Below are 23,895 nucleotides of genomic sequence, written 5' to 3' on the forward strand. Positions count from 1 at the left end.
ATTTACCGCCTGCGTGGGTGCGCCGTCACCAGTTGGTGGTTCCGCGCATCAAACCTATGTAGCGCGATAGTAGCTTCTCGGCTCATCTGACCGTGCTCTCAGTCTCGGCGCGCTTCCGCCACATCCGGATCGACCTCCACACGATCAGTGCCAGCACGACGCCCAAGATCAGCCGGAGATCACTGACCCCCGACGACAGCTTGCCCAGCCAGACTTGCAGGTCGTACTGCGCGTCGACGGACAGCAGGCCGCCGAGATTCGCGGTGCCGTCGGTGAACAGGAACAGCCCGCCGAGAACGATGAAGATCGCCCCGGTGAGCAGCGAGGTGGTGTGGGTCTCCAGCGGGCCCAACCGCACCGGCCGGCCCCGCAGCCAGGTGCGTTTCGACAGGTTGAAGCGGTCCCACAACCAGGCGAGTAGGAACAACGGTGCCGCCATGCCGAGGGCGTAGACCGCCATCAGCAGTGCCCCGTAGGCCGGGTCGGCGCCCATCGCCGACATGGTCAGGACCGCGCCCAGCAGTGGGCCTGCGCAGAAGCCCGCCAGTCCGTACACAGCTCCCAATGCGAGCACCGACACGGTGCTGGAGATGTTGATCCGGGTCGTCATCCGTTGCACACCCGAAAGGCCGAATCCCTTGCCCAGCAACGTCATCAGGCCGAATCCGATCAGGACCAGGCCTCCGACCATGGTGACTTCACTGCGATAGCGAGTGACGACGCTGCCCAGCGCCCCGACGCCCGCGCCCAACGGCACCAGCACCACACAGAGACCCACCCAGAACGCCACAGTGCGCTGGACCAACAAGCGCGTCCGATCGAAGGCGTAGGCAAAAAACGACGGCAGCAGCAGCGCCGAGCACGGGCTGAGCAACGAGGCCAACCCACCGAGGAAGGCTCCGAGCAGACCGACGCCGCTCATCGCTTGGCCAGCGCCCCGTCGATGGCCCGCACGAAATCGTCTGTGGGCTGCGCGCCGAGCATGGGCACGTCGTCGATCAGGAAGGCCGGGGTGCTGGGGACGCCGATCCCGGTGCCCTGCGCCAGATCGGCATTGATGGCGTCGTCGAAGGTGCTGCCGCGCATTGATGCGGTGAACCGGTCGATATCGGGGACACCGGCCTGCCTGGCGAAACCGATCAGGTCCTCGTCCGTCAGGTCGGCCTTCGACCGCTCCGGCGCGGCCGCGTAGACGGCCCGGTTGAACTCCCAGAACCTGCCCTGCTCGGCCGCCGCGCGCCCGGCGCGTGCTGCCGCCATGGACTGCGGGCCGAAGATCGGGTAGTCACGCCACTCGATGCGGAGTTGGCCGGCGTCGACGTAGCGCTTGACGAGTTCGGGCTCGGAGTCCCGGCTGAACTTGGCGCAGAACGGGCATCGATAGTCGGAGAACACCACCAACGCCACGGGTGCGTCGGGATCCCCCATCGCCAGCGGGTCGCCGGGCTGGCGGCGTTCCACCGGACTGTGCCCCCGGTCGGCGCCGCCCGCCGCCCCGGGCGCCTGCGATGTCGCCGCCGGGTCCGCCGCGGGTGCCGCGGTGACGGAGTCAGTGCCGGGACGTATCAGCAGGTAGGCGATCAGCGCGGCGCCGATGACAATCAGGACTCCGATGAAGATGAGGTCCTTCTTGACACTCTCTCGCCGTCCACTCACTGTGCACCTCCATGCTAGCCTCGCCCTACGTAGCTACGCCGTAGCTACGTATTCCGTTCTAGCACACTGCGCCGCCGGGACGCGGCTGACAGATGGGAGGCGCCGAGATGTTGGCGGCTGTACCGCGGAGGCGACCACTACCGATCATGTCGCTGGCCTTCATCGTCGCCATCGGCGCGACCCTCTGGCTGGCCCGGCCGGCGTCGATGCCCACCGAACTCACCGCCGGCGAACAGACCCAGGTCAGCTTCACCGCGACGTCGGGCGCCACCTTGGTCGATGGAGGGACCTACGGTGTCGGCACGGTGATCGTCGCCAACTTCGACGAACCGGTCGCCGACCGCATCGCAGCGGAAAAGCGGCTGTCGGTGAAAACCGTTCCGTCCGTTGACGGTTCCTGGTACTGGATGGACAACCGGCACGCTCACTGGCGGCCGCAGAGCTACTACCGTCCCGGCACCGAGGTGGTCGTAGCCGCCGACGATAGGGGTGCCGGCCGGGTTTCCTTCCGGATCGGGGAGTCGCACGTATCCGTCGCCGACGATGCCACCAAACAGATCCGCGTCTACCGCAATGACGAGCTGGTCCGCACGATTCCGACCTCCATGGGCATGGGGGGATCAGAAACCGTTGCCGGAAAGACCATTTCGTTCTGGACTCAGCCGGGCTTCTATACGGTGATGGACAAGTCCGACACCGTGGTCATGGATTCCTCGACCTACGGCCTGCCGGTCGCGTCACGCCTGGGTTACAAGGTGACCGTCAACAACGCGGTCCGGCTGACCAACAGCGGAATCTACGTCCACCAACTCGACAGCACCATCTGGGCGCAAGGCAAGACAAACACATCGCACGGATGCCTGAACGTCAATGCCGACAACGGGCGGTGGTTCTACGAGTTCTCCCAACCCGGAGACGTATTCGAAGTGCGCAACACCGGTGGCGATCCGCTGCCCATCTGGCAGAACGGCGACTGGGGCGTGCCGTGGGACAAGTGGCTCGACGGCAGCGCCCTACGGTGACGGCGTGGGTTCCATCGCGACGGCATGTTCTGCGGCGCGACGGCCCGAAAAGACACAGTCGGCGATCGACAACCCACTGACGTACGAGTTCACGCACAATCCGATGGCCGTGCGTCCCGCCGCGTAGAGACCCGGAATCGACTCGCCCGCAGGAGTTGTCACCGCACCGGTGAGTTCGTCGACGATCAGCCCGCCGAGGGTGAACATCGGGCACGGGTTGAGCAGGCTGCGTCTGATCGATATCGAGATCAGTGAGAACGGTCCCTGTTCAACAGGATTGACGAACTCGGCCGGCTTGCCCATCGGATCCGGCAGCCCGCCCGAGGCGGCGGTGTTGTGGGCCGCGACGGTGGCCACCAAACCCGCCGGGTCGACGCCGGCCTTGGCGGCAACCGCTTCCAAGGTGTCGCCCACGACCCGGTCGGTGCGCAACATGGCTTCCATCTGCAGGCGCTGGAACCAGATGGCCTGCTCGGGAAGCTGGGCTCGCGCCTGCTTGAGCAGCCGGTCATCGGCCAGGATCCAGCCGCGACCACCGTGATCGGCAATCATGGCGTGCCCGACGGCGGCGCCGTAACGGGTCTCGTCGATGAATCGCTGTCCGTGTTCATCGACCACGAGGGCACCCAGAAACGCGCTGGGCGGGGTGATGAAGCGCCATGCCGATACGTTGTCGAGGCGATCGACCGCGGCGCCGACCTCGGCGGCCAGCGCGATACCGGAGCCGTCATCTCCGGTGGTGCCCAGCTGCAGTCCTTCGCGGTACGCCGGTGCATGCTCGGCGATGAGCTCGCGGTTGGCGATGTATCCACCCGCACTGAGAATGACCGCCTTGCGCGCATGGATGTCGACGGTGCGGGCATACCGACTTTCCAAGCGGTTCAACCGCTTTTCCATCGCGGCGCGCAGCGGCGGATAGTAGATGCCCGGTTTGACCGCCAGCTCGGCGTACGCGCGGTAGCGGCGCCGAACCCACGCCGGTGCGTGCGCCAGGGTGCTCGTCCGCACACCCACCACCCGACCGCTGGGATCGGTCAACAAAGCGACAGCGCGGGTGAGGAACTGTGTGCGCACGCCGTGTGCCGCTGCCGAGGCAGCGAGGGGCTGATAGATCTTCTTGCCCGAGGCTCCCGGCCCCTTGGCCCGGTGACCGCGTTGCGCCGGCGGGGTGATCTCGCGGAAGCGCCCGGAGTTCTCGCTGCCCGAGTAGTAGAGGTAGTACTTGTTGTTCGGATACGACGTCTTGTACGGACAGACCGAAGCCTCGAACGGCACGCCGTGTTCGGTGAGCCAGTCGATCATCGCGGGACTGTCGTCGACGAAGCGTCGCAGCGTCTCGGGACGCACCGCGTCGCCGATCTCGGCCTGCAGGTAGGCGTACATGGCATCGGCGTCGTCGTCGACCCCGGCCTGGCGCTGAACCCAGGTGCCGCCACCGGCATAGATGATGCCGCCGGATACCTGCGTCGCGCCGCCGCCGTTGAACCGGTCGATGGCCAGGACATCGGCGCCTCTCGAACGCGCCTCCAGTGCTGCGCAGACGCCCGCGGCTCCGTATCCGACCACGAGGACATCGGTTGTCTGCGCCTCTGCCATGACTCTCCTGCACATCGTTATCACCGAACTAGACACCTAGTTTGTACTCAAAGTACAAACTCTGCGCAAGGAGGCTCGTAGACTGCGCTCGTGGCTGAACTGACCGGACGCACCGTGCCTCCTGCGGTGGCCGAAAAGCTGTACGCAGCGACGGACCTCATCGCCACCCGTGGGCTGCAGAAGACCAAGATCGAGGACATCGCTGCGGCATCGGGCGTCCCGAAGGCCACGCTGTACTACTACTTCAAGGGCAAGGACGACATCCTCGCCTTCCTGTTCCGGGATTCTCTCGATGCGCTCGCCCGTGACGTTGCCGCGGCCACCGATGCTCCCGGGCCGGGCAGAGACCGGTTGGCCGCCGTGGTCCAGGTCCAGATTGCCCACACCATGGGCCGGCCGGGCACCAGCCAGGCGCTCGTCGGCGACCTCGGGCGCGCCATCCGCCTGCCCGATCTCGCGTCGGCAGTGCAAGAGGCTTTCTACGAACCCATCGCCCGGGTGCTGAAAGCCGGGGCCGCCGACGGTTCACTGCGAAGTCTTGCCGACCCCGAAAGCTCCGCGATCAGCATCTTCGGGGCGATCATGATGACCGCCGCGCTGCACAGCGTCATCAACTCGACCAAGACCCAGCACGAAATCGCCGAAGAGGTCATGGATTTCATCCTCAACGGCCTCGCGCCGCCGAGTTGACGTCCATTCCAAACTGGGATCTCACGAAACCTGCGGTCGGAGCGTCTACAGAACGTGAAAGCCAAACAGCCCTTCGAGGCAGTGGTCGATGACCACGGCCCCACGGTACTGCGGGTGTGTAGGGCCGTCGTCGGACCGATCGACGCCGACGACGCGTGGTCGGAAACGTTCCTGGCCGCGATGAAGGCCTATCCGGACCTTCCGGCTGACGCGAACATCGAAGCCTGGCTGGTGACGGTCGCTCACCGTAAGGCGATCGACATCACCCGAGCCCGGTCGCGGCACGCGATCCCCACCGACACCGTGCCCGAGACACCCACCGCACCGCAGCACGACCGCGACGACGACCTGGCCGACGCGCTCGAGCGCCTACCGACCAAACAGAAGCAAGCCGTGGCCTACCACTACCTGGCCGGACTGCCCTATGCCGACATCGCGGCCATCCTCGGCGGCAGCACCGATGCTGCCCGGCGCGCCGCCGCCGACGGCATCGCGGCCCTCAGACGTACCTATCGCAGCGGCTCCGCCGCCATCAGTCCCTCCCGGAGAGAAGAAACCCGATGAACACCGACCACGACCTCATCCACGATCTGGCGCAGATCGCCGACGGCACCGACCGCATGGCCACCCTGCGGACCCGACTGGCCGTTGCCGCCGATCGCGACGGCATTCTCGACGTCGCCTACCGAATCGTCGACAGCCCGGTGGGCCCCCTGCTGGTGGCCGCCACCGACCAGGGCCTGGTGCGTGTCGCCTATGCCAGTGAAGACCACGACGCCGTCCTGCAGCAGCTCGCCGACAAGATCAGCCCGCGCATCCTGCGCGCACCGACGCGGCTCGACACCGTGGCCCGGGAACTCGACGAGTACTTCGCCGGTATCCGCCGCACCTTCGACATCGCGCTGGACTGGCGGCTGTCCGCGGGATTCCGCAGCACGGTGCTGCACCACCTCCCGGAGATCGGTTACGGGCATACCGCCAGCTACGCAGCTGTGGCCCAGCTCGCCGGCAACCCCAAAGCCGTACGTGCCGTGGGGACGGCCTGCGCCACCAATCCCCTGCCGGTCGTCGTGCCCTGCCACCGCGTCGTGCGCAGCGACGGTGCGATGGGCGGCTACCTCGGAGGTGTGGAAGCCAAACGACTTCTGCTGGATCTGGAGTCCGCCGCATGAGGACCGCAGGTGGGCCGTTCGCAGGCCGCGTGGGCGCAGCCGACTGGGACGCGATCCGTTCGGACCTCGACAGCGTGGGCTGCGCCCTCACCGGTCCGCTGCTCACCGCTGCCGAGGCCGACCGGATCGCCGCGCTCTACCCCGACGAGCACCGGTTCCGCTCCACGGTCAACATGAGCCGGTACCGCTTCGGGGAAGGCGAGTACCGCTACTTCGCCGATCCCTACCCCGACCCGGTCGTGGCGCTCAAGCACGCGCTCTATCCCCGGCTGTTGCCGATCGCGCGCGACTGGTGGACCAAACTTCGCCGGGAAGCGCCCTGGCCCGACGATCTGGACGACTGGCTGGACATGTGCCACGCGGCGGGGCAGACCAAGACCACCGCGATCCTGCTCAGGTACGAGGCCGGTGACTGGAACGCCCTACATCGAGACCTGTACGGGGAGCTGGTCTTTCCGCTGCAGGTGGTCATCAATCTCACCAGCCCCGGCGTCGACCACACCGGCGGGGAGTTCCTGCTCTACGAACAGCGGCCGCGCGCGCAGTCGCGCGGTACCGCCACCGTCATCCCGCAGGGGCACGGCCTGGTCTTCACCACCCGGGACCGGCCGGTGCCCTCGGCCCGCGGGTGGTCGGCAGCGCCGGTGCGGCACGGGGTTTCCGTGGTCCGTAGCGGTACGCGATTCACGCTGGGGCTCGTCTTCCACGACGCCGCATGACTTCAGACATCAAGCGGTACACCTTGATGGGAGCGGACGGTCGCCCATACCGCAGCGTCACACCCGGAACCCTGGGCGGGCATCGCGGCGGCAAGCTCTACGGCCGTCTGGACTGCCCGTCGGCCCTGCGAACCATCGCGGCCGGCGGATACGTGCGCAACCGGGTCTTCTTCGCCGACGAGGCAACCGCCGTCTCAGCCGGCTACCGACCCTGCGCGGTCTGTCTGCCCGACGACTACCGGATGTGGAAACAAACGGCGCGCCATTTCGCCCTGTGACCTGGGCCACTGCAAGTTCTCACCGGCGAACCGCGACGCATTGTGAAATCGGACAATGGCTACCATCAAGGCGGTACTCATCCGAGGGGCCAGCCCACACGACCCACAGGACGCTTGATTTGAACTCGCCAGAACTCGCCCATTGGAATGCTCAGGAAGCACTCGCGGAGGCGATGATCCCGATCATCGGCAACCTGTACCGGGCGAAGGGCGTGACAGTCCTGCTGCACAGCCGGTCGCTGGTGAACAGGTCCGTCATCAAGATCCTGCGGACCCACCGGTTCGCGCGACAGGTCGGCGGTGAGGAACTGTCGGTCGAAGAGACCTTCCCCTTCCTGCAGGCACTGGCCGAGCTGGACCTGGGCCCGTCGAAGATCGACCTCGGCCTGCTGATCATGGCGTACCGCGCCAGCGATGCGGGGTTGTCGGTACCCGAGTTCACCGCGCAGGTCCTCAGCGACGTGACCGGCGAAAACAAGAGCGAACCCCAGGGTCCGCGGGATGTGGTGCTCTACGGGTTCGGCCGCATCGGCCGGCTCGTCGCGCGCCTGCTCATCGAGAAGGCCGGCTCCGGAAACGGCCTCAACCTGCGCGCCGTGGTGATCCGCAGCAACGGGGAGGGCGACCTCGCCAAGCGGGCGTCGCTGCTGCGCCGCGACTCGGTGCACGGCCAGTTCGACGGCACGATCAAGGTCGACACCGAGACCAACAGCCTGATCGCCAACGGCAACGTCATCAAGTTCATCCACAGTGACGACCCGGCGACCGTCGATTACACCGAGTACGGCATCGACAACGCGATCCTGATCGACAACACCGGCAAGTGGCGTGACCGCGACGGCCTGTCCAAGCACCTGCGCCCCGGCATCGCGAAGGTCCTGCTGACCGCCCCGGGCAAGGGCGACGTCCCGAACATCGTGCACGGGGTCAACCACCGCACCCTCGACCTCGAACAGCAGATCTTCTCGTGCGCGTCATGCACGACCAACGCGATCGTTCCGCCGCTCAAGGCGATGGACGACGAGTACGGCATCGCCCGCTGCCACGTGGAGACCGTGCATTCGTTCACCAACGACCAGAACCTGCTGGACAACTATCACAACGCCGACCGCCGCGGCCGGTCCGCGCCGTTCAACCTGGTCCTGACCGAAACCGGTGCGGCCTCCGCTGTCGCCAAGGCCATGCCGGACCTGAAGGCCAAGATCAGCGGTAGCTCGATCCGCGTTCCCACCCCGGATGTCTCGGTGGCGATCCTGAACATGCAGCTGCACCGCCCGACGACCAAGGAAGAAGCCCTGGAGTACCTGCGCCAGGCGTCCCTGGCGGGACCGTTGAGCCGCAACCTGGACTACACCGCGGCGACCGACGCAGTGTCGAGCGACTTCATCGGCTCACGGGCGGCCAGCATCATCGACGCCAACGCGACGATCGTCGACGAAGACAACGTGATCCTCTACGTCTGGTACGACAACGAATTCGGCTACTCCTCCCAGGTGGTGCGCACGGTGCAGTACCTGTCGGGCATTGAGTACCCGACGTATCCGCAGATTCGGGCCGACGCCGATCAGACGGTCTTGGTCACGCCGTAGTAGGCGACGACGTCTTGGGACCCCGGGGCGGCGCTGGTCAGCTTTGCGAATGACCGCAGAAAAGACTGGCCGACGCACCCATCGATCTTGATGTGCACGTCTTTGAGCGTGACCCGGGAATCCTTGCCTTTGAACTTCATTTCGGTGACCGAGACGTCGATGACCTCGCCAGGTTTCGGTCGCACTTCGACATTGCCCTGAATCGGTGCACTGATCCCGCCGAGGCCGGTCCGGCTGACCGACGAGGAAAGGCCGAGGCTGCCGGTCAGGCGAACCGAGCTCAGCTCGATACCACAGCCGATCTGGTAGCCCGCCTCGAGCGTGCCGCCCTGCAACGACGCAGTGCCGCTGCCGCTGATGTTGCCGGTGAATGTCCCCCCGGCGAGGTACTCACGCGATGAGGTCGCGGTGGTCAGGGCCGGGATCGGCAATTGCGTCTCGTCCTTGGCAGCGAGCTTCAACACCCAACCATCAGGCGTCGTGACCACGGACGGTTCCGCGGAGCCGACGGTCCCGGTGTCCGGCGGTGTTCCGGATTCGGGAGCGGCGGGCGGCAGAGCATCTGCGCTCGGCTCGTGCGGCACGACGGGTTCGGGAGCGGCGGTCGCGTAGGGCGCCGGCACCACCAGCGCACCGGCCAAAAACAGCGCGGCAAGGATCTTGGTCATGTCGGTTGTTGACACCTCTCGGAACGTAAACGATTGAGCGAGTGCGAATTTGAGGTACGGACGTCACACGGCCTTGGTCACGCCCACGTAGGAGACGACGTCCTGCGTGTCGGCGGTGGAGCTGGTGAACGTCGCGTATGAGCGAATGAAGGACTGACCAACGCAGCTGTCGATCTTGATCCGCAGGCCGGTGATCGTCACGCGTGCCGTATCGCCGTCGTATTGGATCTTCGTCACGGGGACGACGGACGCCGTACCCGGCTTGAGAGTGGGGCGGATCTGCGCGAACAGTCCACCTCCGACGCTCGGCACGCCCACAGAGCTCAGCGAGGGCGTGATATTGCCGCCGAACCTGGCATCTACGACATCGGCACTGATGCCACAACCGATCTGATAGCCGGCCTCCAGCGTGCCACCGGCCAGCGCGGCCTTGCCGGAGCCAGTGACCTCGCCCAGAAACGTTCCGCCCACCAGGTATTCACGCGAGGACATGGCGGTGGTCAACGGAGCTACGTCGAGCTGCGTTTCGTTCACCGCCTTGACCGAAAGCGTCCAGCCCTCCGGTGTCGGCAAGATCCCGGGTGCCGCCGACGGGACGGCGCCATTATCCACTTCGGGTGCAGGTGCGACATCGGGCACCGGCGGAGCTGGAATCGGCTGGGCTCCAGCCTGGTTGGCACCGGAAAGAGAAGCAAAGGCGCCGAGAGAACAGGCGACAGCCAGTGGGACAAGAGTTTTGAGCATGGTACGGCGGCAGGCCTCTCAGTATTCGAAGAATTCTTCCCGAGGGAACGTAGCAGCGCCCGTAAAGCCATGTCACCAGCCATCGATCAGTTACCCATAAACAGTTGGGACACCGCATTTCCCGTAGGTGAATGACGGGGAAACTGTGCCTGGACATTAACCAGTCGCAACAAATGGCAAGCCATCACGCTGATGTAATACTGTGCTCCACAGGAATTTTCCGCACCACTGTTGCGAAAACCGTTAGAAATTCAAGTACTGACGCCAGGAGAGACCAGCGCCGATCGAGACGGACGCGGCAAGAGCGACCCGCTGGACCTACGTCCCCAAGCGCCCGGGGGTGACGGCGATCCGGCTGATCGCGATGCCGATGCTCACGGCGATGTACTCGCGGGCCGTCATCGCAGCATCATCGCGGCTGACGGCGGTCACGACTTGATCGAGTTCGGGGATCCGCACCCGGTAGCCGTGCCGCGTGGGTTCGACCTCGATGGTGAAGCGGTGATCCGGTAGCGGCATCGGCCGCGGCCGAAAGAACCTCATGTTCAGAGATTCCAGCAGACAGTCGATCTGGTACTGCTCACGGCGTTTGCGTCTGATGGCTTCACGAAGACGTGGCATCCGACGCCGGTGGCGATCGTCGGCCGAGTGTCTGACGAACAGTTCGCAGTCACGGGCCAACTCCTCTTCGACCTCAGCCCGCTGCGACTCCAGGAGTCCCCGGTAGTAGCGAGCCTGCCGCAGCTCCTGCTGACGGGTCAGCTGGACGACCTCGTCGCGCTCCGTTGCGGTGTCGAGTCTCTCGGGCCCATCGGCAACGCTCAGCGCTCGGATCAATGCAGTGCCGGCACGCTGCTGATCGCAGGAGGGGACCGACATCGTCACCCTGACATTCTGCGGACAATAACGGCGCCCGCCGGTGACTTCATATCAACTTCATGTCATGCGGGCGGGGATCCGTCGCCCCTCATAACCGTCGGGGAACCCGGATCCTGGCCAGGTCCTCGGCCGTGATCACCTCGCCGCCGAATACCTCGGCCGCTTCGTCGTGATGACGCCGAGCGTCGTCGTAGCGCTGAGAGAAATGAGTGAGCACCAGCCGCCGCACGTTGCTCTCGGCTGCGACCTGGCCGGCCTGCCGCGCGGTCAGATGGCCGTAGCGCGAGGCCAGCTCAGCGTCCCCGTTCAGGAACGTCGCTTCGATCACCAGCAGATCGGCATCCTCGGCCAAGGCGTACACGGCGTCGCACAAGCGCGTGTCCATGATGAAGGCGAAGCGCTGGCCCCGCCGAGGCTCACTGACGTCGGACAGCTGTACCTCGCGATCCCCGACGCGCACTCCCCCGGTCTTCTGCAGTTCCCCTACCAGCGGTCCGGCGATCCCGAAATGTGCCAGCGACTCAGGCACCATCCTGCGGCCATCGGGCTCGACGAGCCGGTAGCCGACAGAGGGCACCGAATGATCGAGCGTGCGCACCTCGAGATGGCCGAAGGGGCCATCGGCGACCGGGCCGTCGGCGCTGACCGGGTGTTCCTGCACGTCCAATGTGTCGTGGAAGATGCTCGCGTGCCGAAGCCGGGTGAAGTACTCCTGACCGGACGCCGGGTAATAGGCGTGAAGCGGATGCGACGCCCTGTCCAGCGACATGCGTTGCAGGATTCCCGGAACCCCGAGGCAGTGGTCGCCATGAAAGTGAGTCAGGCACAGCCGGGTGACGGCACTGGCCGAAACCCCTGCGAGGAGAAACTGACGTTGAGTTCCCTCTCCAGGGTCGAACAGCAAGCCCTCGCCATCCCAGCGCAGCAGGTATCCGTTGTGATTGCGGTGGCGTGTCGGCACCTGGCTGGCGGTACCGAGCACGATCAACTCGCGGATCGACACGCTTCCGACAGTACGGTGCAGTTCACCCCGTCGCGCACCGATCGCGTGCGCGCCCGCGGCTGGACTCGAACCAGCAACCTCCTGCTTCGTAAACAGGCGCTCTCTCCATTTGAGCTACGCGGGCATCCCGTGCCGTGCCCCTGGACGGACTCGAACCGTCAACCTTCGCCGTCGGAGGACGACGCTCTGTCCGTTTGAGCTACAGGGGCATAGGCATGAGTGGGGTGGCGGACGGGATTCGAACCCGTAACAACCAGGATCACAACCTGGCGCTCTACCGGATTGAGCTACCGCCACAGCGGAAGTGGAGGGAGTCGAACCCCCAAGCCGCGGGGACGCCGCGACGACGGCTTAGCAAGCCGCTGCATTACCTTTCTGCCACACTTCCCGGACTGCGTGTACCCCGCGCGGGACTCGAACCCGCTCCGCCGCCGTGAAAGGGCGGCAGACTACCCATATCCGAACGGGGCCTGTGCAAGGTAGTCCGTAGGAGAGTCGAACTCCTGCCGTCTGGTTGAGAACCAGGTGTGCTGCCATTACACCAACGGACCTGCGCTGCCCGCTCAGGATTCGAACCTGAAACCATCTGGATCAGAACCAGACGCATCTACCAATTGTGCTAGCGGGCAATAAAAGTGGTCTGCGCGGAGGGATTCGAACCCCCTGAGCCGAAGCAACTGGTTTACAGCCAGCCGTGACACACCGTCGTCACCGCGCGCAGATGCCCCCCCGACTGGCTCTACTACGAGGGAGTTGATCGCTCGGGCGGGCGGGGCAGACGACTTCCGCTCATTGCGTCGTCTGCCCCGCCGGGTAGAGCCTCACTGGTCAGGCCATCGCCGGTACGTAGTAGCGGTCCCGCTCACGCGGCTCGTACGGTTCCCAGAACAACCGCATCCCGGCCTCTTCGGGAGTGCGATTCCTCTTGCGGCCGTTACACGGTGCGCACGCGGCGACGAGATTCAGCCAGGTGTTCTGGCCACCACGCGACTCAGGTACGACGTGGTCCAGCGTGTCGCCGTATCCGCCGCAGTACGCGCAGGTGTAGCCGTCACGTTCCAGAACCCCGACACGCGCTGCCCGATGGCCGGGACGGTACGGCACGTGGATGTACTCGCGTAGCGCGACCGAGGCCGGCAGCTCGATGACCGTCGACGGGCTGTGTATGTGTACGGCTGGGCTGTGGCGCTCGATCGCGTAGACCGAACCCCGCAGCAGCAGCCGTACCGCCTCCTGCCAGGTCACGTGGGTCAGCACGCGGTAGTCGGCGTTATATACCGTCACGGCCTGCTGACGGTTTGTGGGTTGACGAAAGTGCTTCATGACCGCGTGCCTCCTCTCTGATTCTCGTTCTTCTGTGGAGCCGCTGACGGGGCTCGAACCCGCTCTGCCAGTTTGGAAGACTGGCGTGCAAACCTGTTACACCTCAACGGCATGAATATTGGTGCGCCGTGGGGGTTTCGATCCCCCGTCCCCAGATTAAGAGTCTGGCGCTATCCCAACTCAGCTAACGGCGCGTGCATGAGTGCCGGTCGTGGAGAGTGGTACGCGATTCACCGACGACCTGACAGTGCGCTCGGCAGGAGTTGAACCTGCATGCCCGTGTAGGGCACCCGGGTCTGAGCCGGGCGCGTCTTCCAGTTCCGCCACGAGCGCGGATGCCACATTCTGTAGTTTTCAAAGATCCAACGGGACAATGTATTTCGATGTCACGCCGTACTGCACACGTTCATTCGTGCGCCTTGCCGCCATCAGCATGCGCTGCCGAACTGCAATTGTCGAACCTATTTTTTCCCGTAACTCACTACGCCCCAACATAATTGGGCGCAACAAACCACAGAAACGTCAGGCGACGTTCCTGTCAGCGACAACGGTGAGGTTGAGAGATCTGTGAGATTGTTCTTCAGGCCCATGCTCCCGGCTGGGGCGCGCACCCACTGAGCGAGTGGAAGTCCGCAGACGTGCTGGCCGGAAGCAACGGCGATGCCACAGGACATTGCGCTCGACCGACTGCCGGTCAATGTCTTTGGTGCCCTCGAGGCCCACGCACGACAAACTCGCCGTGGATGCGTCGCGCATCCCGGCGAGCAGCACATAGGCGTCGCAGAACGTGGTCACGACGTGACGGTAACACCGCATCGCGAGAGGTCCCAGCGATTTTTGGGTGAGACGTTCATGCCCGAAACCGCCAGCCCGGTGGGTACGGCTTGGGAAGATCGCGAAACTTCAGCGGAGAGACGCGGGTGTGAAACTCTAGGTCTGTGGGCTCGGGGTGGTTGGCACAGATCCGGTGCGTAGTGTTCGACGTCGGCGAGACGTTGGTCGATGAAACTCGCATGTGGGCCGCCCTGGCACAGCAGGTGGGGCTGACGCCGTTCACTCTGTGCGGCGTGGTGGGGGCGTTGATCGCCACGGGCAGGGATCATCACGATCTGTGGGATGTGATCGGTGTGGATCGGCCGATGACAGACTTGGATTCCGGCCAGTGCGATCTGTATCCCGACGCTCTGGACTGTGTCGCAGCGGTGCGCCGGGCCGGTCTGGGTGTCGGTATCGCCGGTAACCAGCCAGCGGAGATCGAACAAGTGCTAGCCGACGCCGGCCTGGAGGCTGACTTCGTTGCCTCGTCTGCTGCATGGGGCGTTGCCAAGCCAGATCCCGCATTCTTCGTCCGACTGATCGCCGAAGCGTGCGTTCCCGCCGCGACCATCTTGTATGTGGGTGATCGCCTCGATAATGACATGCTGCCCGCCCGCGCGGCCGGTATGCGGACGGTGTTCGTTCGGCGCGGCCCTTGGGGTTATCTGCACGCTCTCAAAGATGAAACGGCACTTGCTGATCTGCGCGTCGACTCGCTGCAGGAGCTGACCGCGCTGTTGACATCAGGCGGTACGGCGCTCGATCACAAACCTGCGGATGCTGGCATTGACCTCGTCAGGAAGCTCGATCGGTAGCGCATGCGAGGTGCCGGGCCACAGCTGATACTCCCAGTCAGGCACCACCGCGAGTATCCGCTGGAGCCCTTTTGACGAATTGTGAACCGTGTTGCCTGCCAGGAGAACTTGCGACGGAATACTCACCGAACGTAGGACCCGACCGCTCACGAAGAGCGGAGCCGGCGTTCCCAGGGGTGGCGCGTAGGCCGCGAATCCCGCGAGAAACAGCCCTGCCAGCTCGTCGACAAAGCTGCCCGGCTCAGGGTCACCCGTCACCCACGCCGCGGCGCGTTGAGCACGCGCCGACCGCGGCCATGACGTCGCGATCACCAGGTTCGTCCAGAACTTTGCCGAGATACGGGCGACAGTGCTGGCTGGGTCGATCAAAGTCATCGTTGCCAACCGTTGGGGGAAGCGTGCAGCTGTATGTGTAGCGAGCCAGCCCCCGTATGAGTGCCCGACCAGATGCACATCCTGCAGACCGAGTCCGCCGAGAACGTCGTCAATGCAGCGCGCACAATCAGCTGAAGTGCGCATCGCTTTCGACTGCCTGCTCGCTCCAGGCTGGCCGGGCATGTCGATTGTGTAGACGGTGAAATCGCTTGCCAAACTGGCTACTTGGTACGCCCACATCGCGGAAGTAAGAAAATAGCCGTGTAGAAGCACGATCGGCACTCCACCGACCGGGCCGTGCTGGTACACCCGGACGATGCCGAACTTCGTCGCCACATCGTGCATGGCATCGGCCGGCGGACTCACAGCCCGCAGCTCCTCATACACGTCCAGATAGCGCAGCCGGGCAGGTGCGCTCCTGAATCCAGCGTCAGCACTACCCAACAATGCAGCCCCTCCCACCGACGGTGACACCGTTACAGACGACGCCGTTCCGTACGAGGAATCCAACCCCAGATCTCGCGTGCGTGACAGCCCACGCGCCGCCCCAGTACAGATCTAGTGCCACTATGAACAATATGGACCGCGAACTGCTCGCCGTGGATGTGAACCGCGCCTGCCGGCTTCAGGGACAATTTCAGCTTCGATCAGGCCAGATCTCTCACGAGTACTTCGACAAGTACCTGTTCGAGTCGGACCCTCAATTGCTACGACGCGTGTGCGAAGCAATGGTTCCGCTCATTCCCGCCGAAACCGACCTGCTCGGCGGCCTGGAACTCGGCGGTATCCCTTTGGCCACCGTCTTGAGCCAACTGACTGGCATACCAACACTATTCGTACGGAAAGCCGCCAAGTCCTACGGCACCTGCAGGCTCGCCGAAGGCGCCGACACCGCCGGAAGAACGATCACCCTCATCGAGGACGTGATCACCACCGGCGGTGCCGTGCGCGATGCAGCTCAGGCCCTACGCAATGAGCACGGCAGCGTCTCGACCGTAATCTGCGCGATCAACCGAAGTGCTGATCCCAGCACCGTCCTGAACGACGTTGCACTGACCGTTCGAGCTGTCTTGACCAAGGACGACCTCGACGCCGCCCGACCAAGCGCAACAGATTAACTCGACGTCAACCCCGAGCCTTTTGTTTTCTCAGCCCGGCCGGCCAGTTCCCTGAGGTGGCAGCGCGGCGGCGAAGAAGTCGTGGCACGCCTCGACCGCGGGCTTCAGCTCGGGAATGCTGCCGGCGCTGACGTCGCCACGCATCCTCGAGGTGTCGATGAGCGGATCGCGTGCGGTGGCCGGGTCGGGGAAGTCCGGCACGCCATGGTCGCGCACGCATTGCGCAAACTTGAGTGCCGAAGCTTGCTGCGCGGGCGTGCGCTGGGCGTCGGACCAATCCGAGGGCTGCAGATCCGCACACGCGCCGACCGCGTACTCCCACGTAGCCTTCGGCACGGATATCCCTCCGTAGGGAATTTGACCTTGTGCGTTGGGGTTTGGGAAGTCCGCGACACCGTGGGCCCGCATGCACTCGGAGTACTTCGTTGCCTGTCCGTCCGGGTCGGCGACGGCAGGGGCGGCGACGGCCAAACCAGCCGAGCCGATCAAGGCGGCCACGGCGAGAGTGACGAGCGGGCGTCGGTTGTGTGCTGAGTTGTTGTTTGTCATGGCCGCCAGTCAAGGCCCGACGGCGTTGTCGGCACGTATGCGATTTTCGATATGCCGACGATATGGGCGAGCTCGTAGCGTGGAGAGCATGCGTGTGCTGGTCGTCGAAGATGAGCCCTACATGGCGACGGCCATCCGCGACGGCCTGCGACTGGAGGCGATCGCCGCCGACATCGCCGGTGACGGGGACACCGCGCTGGAGTTGCTGAGCATCAACACCTACGACATCGCCGTACTCGACCGCGACATCCCCGGCCCCTCGGGCGACGAGATCGCTCAACGCATCGTCGCCTCGGGCAGCGGCACACCGATCCTGATGTTGACTGCTGCAGACCGGCTCGATGACTTGGCCTCGGGCTTCGAACTCGGTGCCGACGACTATCTGACCAAGCCGTTCGAACTACGAGAGCTCGTGCTGCGCCTGCGAGCACTCGACCGCAGACGCGCCCAGAGCAGGCCTCCGGTGTGGGAGATCGCAGGCCTACGGCTGGATCCGTTCCGGCGCGAGGTGTACCGCGACGGCCGATATGTCGCCCTCACCAGGAAACAGTTCGCGGTGCTCGAGGTTCTCGTCGCGGCCGAAGGCGGTGTCGTCAGTGCCGAAGAGCTCCTGGAGCGGGCGTGGGATGAGAACGCCGACCCGTTCACCAATGCCGTGCGCATCACCGTGTCGGCGCTGCGCAAACGCCTCGGCGAACCCTGGATCATCGCGACAGTGCCCGGCGTCGGCTACCGCATCGAGAACGCAGCAGGCTCCGGACCGGGGGAACGAAACGATGGATAGAGCACCAGGATTGAGCCTTCGACTCAAACTCACCCTCAGCTACGCCGGATTTCTGATGCTTGCCGGCGCCCTGCTGCTCGCCGCCGTGTGGATTTTCCTGCTGCGGTACGTGCCAGACCGGATGATGATCATCCCGGGCAGTACTGACATCGAATTCCCCAATGACGTGTTCCCCATCCGGTCCAGGCTCCTGCACGTTTTCGCCCCCAGAGCCGCCGTCGTGATGGCGTTCCTGCTTGTGTTCGGTCTGGTCGGCGGGTGGCTGCTGGCCGGCCGAATGCTCGCACCCCTGACGCGCATCACTGCCGCCACCCGTTTGGCCTCGAAAGGTTCCCTGTCACATCGAATCCGGTTGTCGGGCAGACGAGACGAGCTTCGAGAACTCGCCGACGCCTTCGACACCATGCTCGAACGGCTCGAAGCACACGTCGCCGAACAGCAGAGGTTCGCCGCCAACGCCTCCCACGAGCTACGCACCCCCTTGGCGATCACGCAGACCCTGCTCGATGTGGCCCGCAAGGATCAGGACCGTGACACCGATGAACTGCTCGAACGCCTGCACGCCGTCAACACCCGGGCGATCGACCTAACCGAGGCACTGCTCCTACTCAGTCGTGCCGATCAACGGTCCTTCGTCCGGGAACACGTCGACCTGTCCCTCATTGCAGAAGAAGCCACCGAAACACTGCTGCCCCTGGCAGAACGACACGGCGTCGTCGTCGAGACGTCCGGCGACGTGGCGCCCACCACCGGCTCGGCCACACTCCTGCTGCAGCTGGCCACAAACCTGGTGCACAACGCCATCGTGCACAACCAGCCCGAACGCGGAACCGTGTGGGTCACCACGAGCGTTCACCCCACCTCGGTGACGCTTTCAGTGGAGAACACCGGCGACAAGCTCACCGCACCAATGGTTTCCACGCTTGTCGAGCCGTTTCAACGCGGTAGTGAACGCGTGCGTACCCACGACGACGGTGTCGGGCTCGGTCTTGCGATCGTCAACAGCATCACCCGAGCCCACGAGGGAACCCTCACGCTCACTCCGCGCCCCGGCGGTGGGCTGTGCGTGACGGTGCAGTTGCCCACGAAGACAGCGATGACGACGACCGCCAGCCGGCAGTGATGATTGAATGATGCAAGCGTCATAGGGAGTTGCGATGCCTGACACATTCAATGTCGGTGACCACGTGATGTGGAATTCGGAGGCCGGGCACGTCTCCGGCACGGTGACCAAGGTCCACACGCAGGATTTCGAGTACAAGGGCCACACTCATCGGGCCTCACCGGAAGATCCACAGTACGAAATCAAGAGCGACAGGACCGACCACATCGCCGCCCACAAAGGCAGCGCACTGCGGCTCGTCGATGAGTGAACCCATCTTCACGATCGGACACTCCACGCGAACCTTCGCCGAGTTCGCGGAGCTGCTACGCGAACTCGGCGTCCAACTGGTGGTTGATGTCCGTAAACTCCCCGGCTCAACTCGGTATCCGCAGTTCGACCAGGACGCACTTTCGGCCTCCCTCGCCGAGGCGGGCATCGGATACCAGTACGCCCAAGGGTTGACCGGGCGTCGTGGGTTGAGTACCGAAGTGCCCTTCGAGGTCAACGGGTGGTGGAAGAACCGCAGCTTCCACAACTATGCCGATCATGCGCTGTCCGACGACTTCCGCCGCGCCTTCACTGAGCTACGCGGGTGGGGACACGCCTCACGGAGCGCCGTGATGTGCTCCGAGGCGGTGTGGTGGCGGTGCCACCGCCGGATCATCGCCGACTACCTACTCGCCCACGACGAGACCGTGCGTCACATCGTCAGCCCCGGTCATGTCGATACTGCGCAACTCAGCGCCGGCGCCGTCATCGGACCTGCCGACACAGTCACCTACCCAGCCGCCGGATTAGGGCCATGACCAGGCGAGAAGAACTCAATGAGGCGGTATGCGCGGTCCTGGACGATATCGAGCCGGGCTACGTCGCGACCTACGGCGACGTCGGCCGCCGATTGGGGATCTCGCCACGGCAAGCGGGACGCGAAGTGAGCAGAGTGCCCGACGATGTTCCGTGGTGGCGCGCCGTGCGTGCCGACGGCACGCCCGCAACCTGCCGCGGTGGCAACGCTCTTGCGCTGCTCGAATCCGAAGGAGTCCCGATCCGGGCCGGACGCGTCGACCTGACCCAAGCCCGTTATCCGTGGAATCTTCCACGCGTTGAGGGCCATGCTGCTGATTGCGACGATCCTTCCTCGTCGTAGATGTATCGAGGTCGGTGAACTCGTCTAGATCGGCATGCGGTAACCGTAGTATTCGTGGTCCTCGTTGTAGCCACCATGCCCCCAGCCGACGTCACGGAAGTCGGCGACGAATTCGATGGCTTCGATCCATTTGACCTGTTTGAAACCGAGTTCGAGCTCGTTGCGCAACCGCAGCGGGGCACCGTGAGCTTCGCAGAGCGGCTGTCCGTTCATCTCGTAGGCCAATAAGGCCATCGGCTCACGCATGTGCTCGATGCGGTGGCAGTCGTAGTAGCGCCCGTGACCGGGTTCGGCACCCTCGGCGAACGAGTAGAACACCACCCATTTGGCCTCCGGCAGCGGGTGCACCATGGCCAGGATGTCGGCCATCGCGACACCACCCCATTTGGCCACCCCGGACCAGCCCTGAATGCAGTAGTGCTGGGTGATCTGTTCGTGTTTGGGCAGCGCCAACAAACCTGAATACGACAACTCCAGCGGAGTCTCCACCAGCCCCTCGATGCGCAGCATGTACTGCGACCAGCCACCTTGTTGCAGCCAGCGGTAGTGGTCGGAATCGGGCAAGGTGCCGTTGACCCACAGGTAGGGCGAGATGTCCTTGTCGGTGTACGACGCTCGCGGGTGGGCTCGTTCCATCCAGGCTTTGGCCCACCCCACGATGAAGCGGCCGGTGTTTTGCACCACTCTGGGGTACCGGATGGTGACGGGTGATGCCGCCAACCACAGCGTAGTCACCACCGCAGCGGCCACACCGAATATTGCCAGGGCCCAATATGATTCGGTGTCGGTGCCCAGCGTCATGTGATTGAGGTTTTCCACCGCGCCGGTGGTGAACACCATGGTCACGTGGGCCACAATGAAGGTCACCATCCACAGCCACACGGCGAAGTGCACGGTGCGGGCGGCCTGTCGGTTGAGGGGTCCGCGTCCGGTGCCCAACCGCGCAGCGACAGCTGGCGCCTGCAGCAGGCCAGTGAGAAACGCCAGCGGTGCGGCGACAAACACCGTGATGAAGTAGGCCAGCATCTGCAGCCCGTTGTAGGCGATGAACCCGTGGTTGTCGGGAAAATCCAGCGAGGCGTACTGCACCGCGGTGGACAGCGCATTCGGGAACACCTCCCAGGACTGAGGCACGATCCGCTGCCATTGCCCGGTGCTGAACAACAGCACATAGAACAACACCCCGTTGACCAACCACAGCAGGTCGAAGCTGAGATGCCACCACCGGGCCAGCCCGACTGAGTGACGAAAACCAGGAATTCCCAACCACTTCGGCAGTGTTACCGCATCATCCTTGGAGGTCCACACCTTCGGCGGGTCGCTCTTGTCCCTGCGGTCGGCGGGCACTTCGCCACGCATCCGCAGCCACTCCGTGCCGGGACGGCAGCCTGCGTTCAGATAAAGCCGGGGATGGTCAGCCAGGATCTGCAAGCCTGACCGCAGGATGAACATCATGAAAATGATGTTGAAGAAGTGTTGCCAGCGCAGCCAGGCTGGGAAACCGCTGGTCACCTCGGATGCAAAGCTCGGCGAGGTACCCGGATAGCGGGTGATGAAGTCCTGCATCCAGCCGTACTCGCGCAGTTCCTGGGCCACAGCGACGACCAGTATCAGCACAGTCACACCGATCGGCAGCAGCCACAAGGCGCTGATCCAGTGCCGCCCCAGTCGGACCGTTGGGAATCGGGCCGGCACTTGGGGGATGCCGCCGCCGAACTGACGCTCATCGATGTGGTCACGCAACACAGCCCGGGGCTCATGCGGATCCCACAACGTCGCCAGCCGATTACTCGTTGTCATATCCCCGACCTCCTGCACGCGACCACATATGTCGGCCAATCATGTGGTTTCCCAACCGGGTTGACCTCAAGCGTCCGCCGTCAGATCCAGCCAATCGATCGCAGATCCGGCTGCGTGGAGTGCACGGTCGGCCAGCTTCCATACGTTTTGATACGGCTTCTGCCAGGCTAGTGCTGCGACCTGAGTGTTGCCTGTGGCAAGCCTGGCTGGATGAAAGGGTGCAGGAGGGCGGCGTCCACGACGGTTCCCCCGCCACCGTGGACGCCGCCGCTGGTCAAGCGGTTACAGGATCCACGGGAAGGACCCGTACATCGGGAAGTTGTTGACGAACGGCGGAGCGTCGTTGATCTGCGCGTTACCCGGCGAGACGCAGACACTGCCCGCATTGGTGGAGTTGCAAGTCTGCGGGGCCGGCTGGATGTGCTGGACCGCCGCCGGTGCATCGCCCGGCGTGGCGCCGGCCAGCGGAGCCACAATGACTGACCCGGCCACGCTGACCGCGCCCAGCACGGACAGAACGGTTATTCGCATAATGAGCCACCTTCCCTATGCCAGCAAGGTCTCACCGCCCGCCAGGCTCGGACGTTGCGTGTGCCGTATTAGCGCAGCGGCGGTACGTTGCCCCACGATCCGTAGGGACCGTTAGCGCCGACGCCCATTCCGGGGCTCGTACTGGGCGGCTCTGAGTACACCTCAGCATTGCCCGGACTCTCGCACACCACTGAGCCGCCACCATGCGTGCAGTTGGACGCGGGTTCTGCCAAAGCACTTGGTGCGACGGCGATTCCCATTGCCAAACCAACACCTGCGACTGCCGACGCCACGGCAACCGGCATCATCGATCGTTTGGGCACTGTGTTCACAATCCACGCTCCTTCGTCGATTTTGCCTCTGCCATCCAGGGTTCCCATCGAGGGCGTCGAAATCACTGGTGCTGGCCCCCGACTCGGACCCGGCTAGCAGGTAGAGCACCACCAGGTGACCCGGCAGTCGTCCGCCGCCACGCCTGCGGTGATCGCGCGAACCGGCGAGTGGGCGACACCGTGGCGCGGGGAGGAGGAAAATCGTTCGAAACGGGTATTCCCAGCTCAACCAACTGGGGACACGGTCTGTCGTGGAGGGGGGTGCGATGACGGTCCCAACCGATGACTCGTCCTGCTCGACGACGCCTGCAACCGCTGCGCGGGTGATCGTGGCCGGAGACGACGTGCTGGTTCGCGAAGGGCTCGCATGCCTTCTGCAGCATTGGGGTTTCAACGTTGTAGCCAAGGCCAGCTGCGTCGCCCAATTACCACCGCTGGTGCGCATGACTGCGCCTGAACTCGTGGTGATCAGCATTCCCGTGCCGGCCGATCACCCAGACGAATATGAGGCGGCGCGGCTGATCCGCAGCGAATTCCCCCGCGCCGGTGTGCTGGTCCTGTGCGCTCACGTCGAAGTGCAACACGCCATCGATGCACTGTCCGGCGGTGGCGGGATCAGCTACCTGCTCAACAGCCGGGTAGCCGATGTCGAGGATTTCGTCGACATCCTCAAGCGTATCGCCAAGGGCGCCTGCATCATTGGCCCCGCGGTCGCCCAAGCGCTGGTCGCGGCACGCGAAAATCAGGATCCGCTTGCCACTCTCAGCGCGCGAGAACACGAGGTGCTGCGACTGATGGCCGAAGGCCGCTCGAACGCCGGCATCGCCCGCCGGCTCTACCTGGCCGAAGGCACCATCGAAAAACATGTGCACAGCATCATGACCAAGCTCGACATCGTCGAGGCTCCAGATGACCACCGGCGGGTCCAGGCAGTCATCGCCTTCCTTCATGGCCGCTGACCGCCCGGCGTCAGCCAGCCAACTTCCGGCTTAACCGGCGTCGCCATAGGTACCGCACCACGCGTTCGGCACGGGCTCGGTAAGGATTGGCGCAGATGTCACGGCGGTATACCTACCCCGATCAGCCGCTGAGTAATCGGGATGCTCGGCCGGTTTGGCGAGTCCCCATTACTGAGTCCACCCGGTCTTAGAGTCGGGTTTGTTGGATCCGGATTCAGTTGATCT

At 64.5% G+C, this 23,895-nt stretch carries 27 protein-coding genes and 11 tRNA genes; 15 read left to right on the plus strand and 23 right to left on the minus strand.

Annotated elements, in window-relative coordinates; all coding sequences use genetic code 11:
* Window positions 1–82: 82 nt before the first annotated feature.
* Both AC4LGL_RS31440 and AC4LGL_RS31445 read right to left on the minus strand, forming a co-directional pair.
* Window positions 83–922 (minus strand): cytochrome c biogenesis CcdA family protein, encoded by an 840-nt coding sequence (locus AC4LGL_RS31440; RefSeq protein ID WP_491842172.1) that lies wholly within the window; start codon window positions 920–922, stop codon window positions 83–85.
* Complete coding sequence (locus tag AC4LGL_RS31445) at window positions 919–1,656, minus strand: DsbA family protein (RefSeq protein ID WP_491842173.1); 738 nt, start codon at window positions 1,654–1,656, stop codon at window positions 919–921. Before AC4LGL_RS31445 ends, AC4LGL_RS31440 begins: the two co-directional genes overlap by 4 nt.
* A gap of 146 nt (window positions 1,657–1,802) precedes the next feature.
* Here AC4LGL_RS31445 and AC4LGL_RS31450 point away from each other — a divergent pair, with 146 nt between their 5' ends.
* Complete coding sequence (locus tag AC4LGL_RS31450) at window positions 1,803–2,678, plus strand: L,D-transpeptidase (RefSeq protein WP_491842174.1); 876 nt, start codon at window positions 1,803–1,805, stop codon at window positions 2,676–2,678.
* Here AC4LGL_RS31450 and AC4LGL_RS31455 read toward each other — a convergent pair.
* Complete coding sequence (locus tag AC4LGL_RS31455; RefSeq protein WP_491842175.1) at window positions 2,670–4,274, minus strand: FAD-binding protein; 1,605 nt, start codon at window positions 4,272–4,274, stop codon at window positions 2,670–2,672. The genes AC4LGL_RS31450 and AC4LGL_RS31455 overlap by 9 nt on opposite strands.
* Before the next feature lie 90 nt (window positions 4,275–4,364).
* On the opposite strand from AC4LGL_RS31455, the gene AC4LGL_RS31460 reads away from it, so the two are divergent.
* The 6 genes from AC4LGL_RS31460 to AC4LGL_RS31485 all read left to right on the plus strand — a co-directional run bounded on the left by AC4LGL_RS31460 (window position 4,365) and on the right by AC4LGL_RS31485 (window position 8,722).
* Window positions 4,365–4,964 (plus strand): TetR/AcrR family transcriptional regulator, encoded by a 600-nt coding sequence (locus tag AC4LGL_RS31460; protein ID WP_237165885.1) that lies wholly within the window; start codon window positions 4,365–4,367, stop codon window positions 4,962–4,964.
* A 54-nt stretch (window positions 4,965–5,018) separates the two neighbouring features.
* Window positions 5,019–5,528: an RNA polymerase sigma factor gene (locus tag AC4LGL_RS31465; RefSeq protein ID WP_491842176.1), complete on the plus strand. Its 510-nt coding sequence runs from the start codon at window positions 5,019–5,021 to the stop codon at window positions 5,526–5,528.
* 56 nt (window positions 5,529–5,584) lie between these two features.
* Window positions 5,585–6,136 (plus strand): methylated-DNA--[protein]-cysteine S-methyltransferase, encoded by a 552-nt coding sequence (locus tag AC4LGL_RS31470; protein WP_491842209.1) that lies wholly within the window; start codon window positions 5,585–5,587, stop codon window positions 6,134–6,136.
* Window positions 6,133–6,855: a 2OG-Fe(II) oxygenase gene (locus AC4LGL_RS31475; protein ID WP_491842177.1), complete on the plus strand. Its 723-nt coding sequence runs from the start codon at window positions 6,133–6,135 to the stop codon at window positions 6,853–6,855. The genes AC4LGL_RS31470 and AC4LGL_RS31475 overlap by 4 nt, the downstream gene beginning before the upstream one ends.
* Window positions 6,852–7,133, plus strand: a complete 282-nt coding sequence (locus tag AC4LGL_RS31480) for an Ada metal-binding domain-containing protein (protein WP_491842178.1) — start codon at window positions 6,852–6,854, stop codon at window positions 7,131–7,133. The genes AC4LGL_RS31475 and AC4LGL_RS31480 overlap by 4 nt, the downstream gene beginning before the upstream one ends.
* A 119-nt stretch (window positions 7,134–7,252) precedes the next feature.
* A complete protein-coding gene (locus AC4LGL_RS31485; RefSeq protein ID WP_491842179.1) occupies window positions 7,253–8,722 on the plus strand; it encodes a glyceraldehyde-3-phosphate dehydrogenase in 1,470 nt (489 codons plus the stop codon).
* On the opposite strand, the gene AC4LGL_RS31490 is transcribed toward AC4LGL_RS31485, so the two are convergent.
* The 16 genes from AC4LGL_RS31490 to AC4LGL_RS31565 all read right to left on the minus strand — a co-directional run bounded on the left by AC4LGL_RS31490 (window position 8,698) and on the right by AC4LGL_RS31565 (window position 13,672).
* Window positions 8,698–9,390 carry an MspA family porin gene (locus AC4LGL_RS31490; RefSeq protein ID WP_491842210.1) on the minus strand — a complete coding sequence of 231 codons (693 nt, stop codon included), beginning with the start codon at window positions 9,388–9,390 and terminating at the stop codon, window positions 8,698–8,700. The two genes, AC4LGL_RS31485 and AC4LGL_RS31490, sit on opposite strands and share 25 nt — an antisense overlap.
* Before the next feature lie 63 nt (window positions 9,391–9,453).
* The gene (locus AC4LGL_RS31495; protein ID WP_491842180.1) at window positions 9,454–10,134 is read right to left on the minus strand and encodes an MspA family porin; all 681 of its coding nucleotides are present in this window, start codon (window positions 10,132–10,134) and stop codon (window positions 9,454–9,456) included.
* A 318-nt stretch (window positions 10,135–10,452) separates the two neighbouring features.
* On the minus strand, window positions 10,453–11,019 hold the full coding sequence (locus tag AC4LGL_RS31500; RefSeq protein ID WP_491842181.1) for a hypothetical protein: 567 nt from the start codon (window positions 11,017–11,019) through the stop codon (window positions 10,453–10,455).
* 82 nt (window positions 11,020–11,101) lie between these two features.
* Window positions 11,102–12,016 carry a ribonuclease Z gene (locus AC4LGL_RS31505; RefSeq protein WP_491842182.1) on the minus strand — a complete coding sequence of 305 codons (915 nt, stop codon included), beginning with the start codon at window positions 12,014–12,016 and terminating at the stop codon, window positions 11,102–11,104.
* Between the two features lie 50 nt (window positions 12,017–12,066).
* Window positions 12,067–12,140: transfer RNA gene (locus tag AC4LGL_RS31510), tRNA-Arg, on the minus strand.
* A gap of 11 nt (window positions 12,141–12,151) precedes the next feature.
* Window positions 12,152–12,225 (minus strand) — tRNA-Arg (locus AC4LGL_RS31515).
* Window positions 12,226–12,236: 11 nt separating this feature from the next.
* Window positions 12,237–12,313: transfer RNA gene (locus AC4LGL_RS31520), tRNA-His, on the minus strand.
* A 2-nt stretch (window positions 12,314–12,315) separates the two neighbouring features.
* A tRNA-Ser gene (locus tag AC4LGL_RS31525) sits at window positions 12,316–12,404 on the minus strand.
* Between the two features lie 11 nt (window positions 12,405–12,415).
* A tRNA-Glu gene (locus AC4LGL_RS31530) sits at window positions 12,416–12,486 on the minus strand.
* A gap of 10 nt (window positions 12,487–12,496) precedes the next feature.
* Window positions 12,497–12,567, minus strand: a tRNA-Glu gene (locus tag AC4LGL_RS31535).
* A 4-nt stretch (window positions 12,568–12,571) separates the two neighbouring features.
* Window positions 12,572–12,645, minus strand: a tRNA-Gln gene (locus tag AC4LGL_RS31540).
* A 7-nt stretch (window positions 12,646–12,652) separates the two neighbouring features.
* Window positions 12,653–12,737: transfer RNA gene (locus AC4LGL_RS31545), tRNA-Tyr, on the minus strand.
* A 107-nt stretch (window positions 12,738–12,844) separates the two neighbouring features.
* Window positions 12,845–13,339, minus strand: a complete 495-nt coding sequence (locus AC4LGL_RS31550; RefSeq protein WP_491842183.1) for an HNH endonuclease — start codon at window positions 13,337–13,339, stop codon at window positions 12,845–12,847.
* A 35-nt stretch (window positions 13,340–13,374) separates the two neighbouring features.
* A tRNA-Gly gene (locus tag AC4LGL_RS31555) sits at window positions 13,375–13,450 on the minus strand.
* A gap of 8 nt (window positions 13,451–13,458) precedes the next feature.
* Window positions 13,459–13,533 (minus strand) — tRNA-Lys (locus AC4LGL_RS31560).
* A 54-nt stretch (window positions 13,534–13,587) separates the two neighbouring features.
* A tRNA-Leu gene (locus tag AC4LGL_RS31565) sits at window positions 13,588–13,672 on the minus strand.
* A gap of 641 nt (window positions 13,673–14,313) precedes the next feature.
* Here AC4LGL_RS31565 and AC4LGL_RS31570 point away from each other — a divergent pair.
* Complete coding sequence (locus AC4LGL_RS31570; RefSeq protein ID WP_491842184.1) at window positions 14,314–14,970, plus strand: HAD family hydrolase; 657 nt, start codon at window positions 14,314–14,316, stop codon at window positions 14,968–14,970.
* Here the strand turns inward: AC4LGL_RS31570 and AC4LGL_RS31575 are convergent.
* Entirely contained in the window at window positions 14,899–15,627 is a 729-nt protein-coding gene (locus tag AC4LGL_RS31575; protein WP_491842185.1) for an alpha/beta fold hydrolase, read from the minus strand. The two genes, AC4LGL_RS31570 and AC4LGL_RS31575, sit on opposite strands and share 72 nt — an antisense overlap.
* Before the next feature lie 296 nt (window positions 15,628–15,923).
* On the opposite strand from AC4LGL_RS31575, the gene pyrE reads away from it, so the two are divergent.
* A complete protein-coding gene (pyrE, locus tag AC4LGL_RS31580) occupies window positions 15,924–16,463 on the plus strand; it encodes an orotate phosphoribosyltransferase (protein ID WP_491842186.1) in 540 nt (179 codons plus the stop codon).
* A gap of 30 nt (window positions 16,464–16,493) precedes the next feature.
* Here the strand turns inward: pyrE and AC4LGL_RS31585 are convergent, their stop codons facing one another.
* Window positions 16,494–17,012, minus strand: coding sequence for a hypothetical protein (locus AC4LGL_RS31585; protein WP_491842187.1), 519 nt, complete (start codon window positions 17,010–17,012; stop codon window positions 16,494–16,496).
* Window positions 17,013–17,100: 88 nt separating this feature from the next.
* Here AC4LGL_RS31585 and AC4LGL_RS31590 point away from each other — a divergent pair, with 88 nt between their 5' ends.
* Genes AC4LGL_RS31590 through AC4LGL_RS31610 form a run of 5 tightly spaced genes read left to right on the plus strand, consistent with a single transcriptional unit; the run spans window position 17,101 to window position 20,048 of the window.
* Entirely contained in the window at window positions 17,101–17,796 is a 696-nt protein-coding gene (locus AC4LGL_RS31590) for a response regulator transcription factor (protein ID WP_491842188.1), read from the plus strand.
* Window positions 17,789–18,919: a sensor histidine kinase gene (locus AC4LGL_RS31595; protein ID WP_491842189.1), complete on the plus strand. Its 1,131-nt coding sequence runs from the start codon at window positions 17,789–17,791 to the stop codon at window positions 18,917–18,919. Before AC4LGL_RS31590 ends, AC4LGL_RS31595 begins: the two co-directional genes overlap by 8 nt.
* A 34-nt stretch (window positions 18,920–18,953) precedes the next feature.
* Window positions 18,954–19,169 (plus strand): hypervirulence associated TUDOR domain-containing protein, encoded by a 216-nt coding sequence (locus tag AC4LGL_RS31600; protein ID WP_491842190.1) that lies wholly within the window; start codon window positions 18,954–18,956, stop codon window positions 19,167–19,169.
* Window positions 19,162–19,707, plus strand: a complete 546-nt coding sequence (locus AC4LGL_RS31605) for a DUF488 domain-containing protein (protein ID WP_491842191.1) — start codon at window positions 19,162–19,164, stop codon at window positions 19,705–19,707. The genes AC4LGL_RS31600 and AC4LGL_RS31605 overlap by 8 nt, the downstream gene beginning before the upstream one ends.
* On the plus strand, window positions 19,704–20,048 hold the full coding sequence (locus tag AC4LGL_RS31610) for an MGMT family protein (RefSeq protein WP_491842192.1): 345 nt from the start codon (window positions 19,704–19,706) through the stop codon (window positions 20,046–20,048). Before AC4LGL_RS31605 ends, AC4LGL_RS31610 begins: the two co-directional genes overlap by 4 nt.
* A 24-nt stretch (window positions 20,049–20,072) precedes the next feature.
* Here the strand turns inward: AC4LGL_RS31610 and AC4LGL_RS31615 are convergent, their stop codons facing one another.
* Together AC4LGL_RS31615 and AC4LGL_RS31620 are read right to left on the minus strand one after the other, a co-directional pair.
* Entirely contained in the window at window positions 20,073–21,848 is a 1,776-nt protein-coding gene (locus tag AC4LGL_RS31615) for a molybdopterin-dependent oxidoreductase (RefSeq protein WP_491842193.1), read from the minus strand.
* 282 nt (window positions 21,849–22,130) lie between these two features.
* Window positions 22,131–22,379 (minus strand): hypothetical protein, encoded by a 249-nt coding sequence (locus AC4LGL_RS31620; RefSeq protein WP_491842194.1) that lies wholly within the window; start codon window positions 22,377–22,379, stop codon window positions 22,131–22,133.
* Between the two features lie 598 nt (window positions 22,380–22,977).
* Between AC4LGL_RS31620 and AC4LGL_RS31625 the strand changes: the two genes are divergently transcribed.
* The gene (locus AC4LGL_RS31625; RefSeq protein WP_491842195.1) at window positions 22,978–23,670 is read left to right on the plus strand and encodes a response regulator transcription factor; all 693 of its coding nucleotides are present in this window, start codon (window positions 22,978–22,980) and stop codon (window positions 23,668–23,670) included.
* Window positions 23,671–23,895 lie beyond the last annotated feature (225 nt).

The sequence above is a fragment of the Mycolicibacterium arcueilense genome, assembly GCF_058536225.1.